The organism is Mesorhizobium sp. M7D.F.Ca.US.004.01.2.1 (assembly GCF_003997785.1).
In the GTDB taxonomy this organism is placed as follows: Bacteria; Pseudomonadota; Alphaproteobacteria; order Rhizobiales; family Rhizobiaceae; genus Mesorhizobium; species Mesorhizobium loti.
Genome location: NZ_RZRQ01000519.1, coordinates 1 through 2,896 on the forward strand (window position 1 = coordinate 1; position 2,896 = coordinate 2,896).

The window sequence follows — 2,896 nt, forward strand, 5'->3', positions numbered from 1 at the left end:
CAGAAAGATTGCGGGCGCCACCGGGTGTCTTGTTGGCATCAAGCAGCACCGCCCTGCCCTCATGCATGACGAAATCGAACTTTCCGTAGTCAAAGCCAAGCTGGCGCCTCAGCGCGCGAAGCTCCTCGGGAACCGGAACCGGCTCATGACGGATCGTATCGTCGCCCTTAACGAGGCTCTGCGGCGAGACATGGCGGGTGCAGCGCTCGCGCTCGCCGCAGAATATCCAGAAGCGGGCTCCAAAGCCGTCCGACTCCGGCTCAGGAATGAATTTTTCGACGACGAGATCGCTGCGGTCGAAGACCGCCGGCGCAACATCCGAAAGGGATGCATAGACGCGATAACCCTCGATAAGCTTGACGCCGGGAAACGGCCTCGGCTTTCCGGCACGCAGCGATCGCCGGTTGAGCGCCTGCTCCCGCACCCCGAGATTGTTGAGATTACTCTTGACGATGACTGGCCCTTGCCAGTCGTCATCCTTGCCGATCAAGGCGCCACTGACGCGTCGTTTGGAGATGTCGGCAGCCCCGATGTTCAGGCAGAAGGGAAAAGCGCGTGCGTATTCGACATATTCGGGTGGCGTCACGGTCGCATCGACGTGTAGCACCGCGATGTCGGCCTCCGGCTTTGCCGACGTTCCGGCGATTATGCGGACGGAATGACCGCGTCGCTTCAGTTCCTTCAGCAGATCGAAAAGCATATAGGAACTGCCGCGGCGAAACAGCGGGCCGCGCCAGCGTTCGAACCTGTCGAACTCATGCGTAATAACCGCGATGCGTGTCATGCCGCTTGGTCTCATTAGCGTCCTCGATTATAGCTGCAAATACAATGCCGGCTTGGGGCTGTGGATGACCGACCATTGGAATGCCATTCGAGGGCACTGGCAGTTGCTCGGACCACCGTTGCGGCCGCCGGCTGAAGCGGTTGAGGCCTATGAGCGCGAGCTCAACCTTTCGAAGGCGCACGTCGTTCTGCTTGGCGTGACGCCGGAACTCGCCGGGCTCGGGACGACGATGACGGCCGTTGACGAATCTTCCGACATGATCGCCGGTATCTGGCCAGGCGACACCGCGTTGCGAAAGGCAATCAACGGCGACTGGCTCGACTTGCCGGTGTCGAACGCAAGCATCGATGCGGTGATCGGCGACGGCTGCCTGTCGGCGCTCGGCCTTTCAACCGGGCGCCGGGCGCTGTTTGCGGCAATCGCTGGCGTACTGCGCACCGACGGCCGCGCGGGACTGCGTCTCTTTGCCGGTCCGGAAACACCGGAAGACCCGGCGGCGCTGCCGGCGTTTGCACTGTCGGGCGGTGTCTCGACCTTCCATGAACTCAAATGGCGCGTCGCCATGACCGCGACGGGCGATGCGCCCGACCATGCCATTCCGGTCAGGACGATCGCGGAAAGTTTCGATGCGTTGTTTCCTGACCGCGAAGAGCTTTCGGCTCGCACGGGCTGGGACCTGCCCACCATCGGCACCATCGATGTCTATCGGAACTCGCCGGCCATCTACAGCTTCGCGCCGGCGACAACACTGGTGAGCGAGGCGAAAGCGTTCTTTGGCGATGTCCGCATCGCTTTAACCGGGAGCTATGGGCTTGCCGAGCGATGCCCGCTGTTGGTGCTGCGAGCGCCAAGACACTGAAGACAGCAGGACGGCGTTTCAAGCCGGGGCGCGCGCAACCCAGGCTTTCTGAAATCGTGCGGCAGCATGAGAAAAATTTCGCGCGCATCGCAGTCTTCGCGCACCTTGACTCTCAAAGGTCGGCGGCCTATTTCAGCGCCACGTTAGCACTCTCCATTGGTGAGTGCTAACCATAGGTCCGGCGCCGCCGGATGGAGGAACTGTTTCTCACCGTTCTCATCGAGGAAGAAAAAATGGCAAAGTCGAAGTTCCGCCCGCTTCATGACCGCGTGGTCGTTCGCCGGGTCGAATCCGAATCCAAGACCGCCGGCGGGATCATCATCCCGGATACGGCAAAGGAAAAGCCGCAGGAAGGCGAGATCATCGCTGTCGGCTCCGGCGCTCGTGACGAAGCTGGCAAGCTGGTCCCGCTGGACGTCAAGGCTGGCGACCGCATCCTGTTCGGCAAGTGGTCGGGCACCGAAGTCAAGCTCAATGGCGAAGACCTTCTGATCATGAAGGAATCCGACATCATGGGCATCATCGGCTGATTATCGGCCTCACCGTCAACTGAATTCCCGGGCTTACTCCAAGCCCTTGCCAGGAGCTAAAAATGGCTGCCAAAGACGTAAAATTCTCCCGTGATGCCCGCGAGCGCATGCTGCGCGGCGTCAACATCCTCGCCGACGCGGTGAAGGTCACGCTCGGCCCCAAGGGCCGCAACGTCGTCATCGACAAGTCGTTCGGCGCCCCGCGCATCACCAAGGACGGCGTCACCGTCGCCAAGGAAATCGAGCTTGAGGACAAGTTCGAGAACATGGGCGCGCAGATGGTCCGCGAAGTTGCTTCGAAGACCAACGACATCGCCGGCGACGGCACCACGACCGCAACCGTTCTGGCACAGTCGATCGTCCAGGAAGGCCACAAGGCCGTTGCCGCCGGCATGAACCCGATGGACCTGAAGCGCGGCATCGATCTGGCCGTGACCGAAGTCGTCGCGGCGCTCGGCAAGGCTGCCAAGAAGATCAAGACCTCCGAGGAAGTTGCCCAGGTCGGCACGATCTCGGCCAATGGCGACGAGTCGGTCGGCAAGATGATCGCGGAAGCGATGCAGAAGGTCGGCAACGAAGGCGTCATCACGGTTGAAGAAGCCAAGACCGCCGAGACCGAACTCGAAGTCGTCGAAGGCATGCAGTTCGACCGCGGCTACCTCTCGCCCTACTTCGTCACCAACGCCGACAAGATGGTTGCCGAGCTCGAGGACGTCTACATCC

General features: G+C 61.4%; 4 protein-coding genes. 3 read left to right on the forward strand and 1 reads right to left on the reverse strand.

Annotation, left to right across the window (positions count from 1 at the left end; all coding sequences use genetic code 11):
* Positions 1-784 (reverse strand): hypothetical protein (locus EN993_RS34050; protein ID WP_127266070.1); only part of this gene is annotated, 784 nt, incomplete at its 3' end.
* 64 nt (positions 785-848) lie between these two features.
* Between EN993_RS34050 and EN993_RS34055 the strand changes: the two genes are divergently transcribed.
* From EN993_RS34055 to groEL, 3 genes are all read left to right on the forward strand, one after another.
* On the forward strand, positions 849-1,643 hold the full coding sequence (locus EN993_RS34055) for a class I SAM-dependent methyltransferase (RefSeq protein WP_127266071.1): 795 nt from the start codon (positions 849-851) through the stop codon (positions 1,641-1,643).
* A 233-nt stretch (positions 1,644-1,876) separates the two neighbouring features.
* A complete protein-coding gene (gene groES, locus EN993_RS34060; protein WP_006203049.1) occupies positions 1,877-2,173 on the forward strand; it encodes a co-chaperone GroES in 297 nt (98 codons plus the stop codon).
* Positions 2,174-2,235: 62 nt separating this feature from the next.
* On the forward strand, positions 2,236-2,896 hold a 661-nt coding region (groEL, locus tag EN993_RS34065; protein ID WP_127266072.1), incomplete at its 3' end, for a chaperonin GroEL.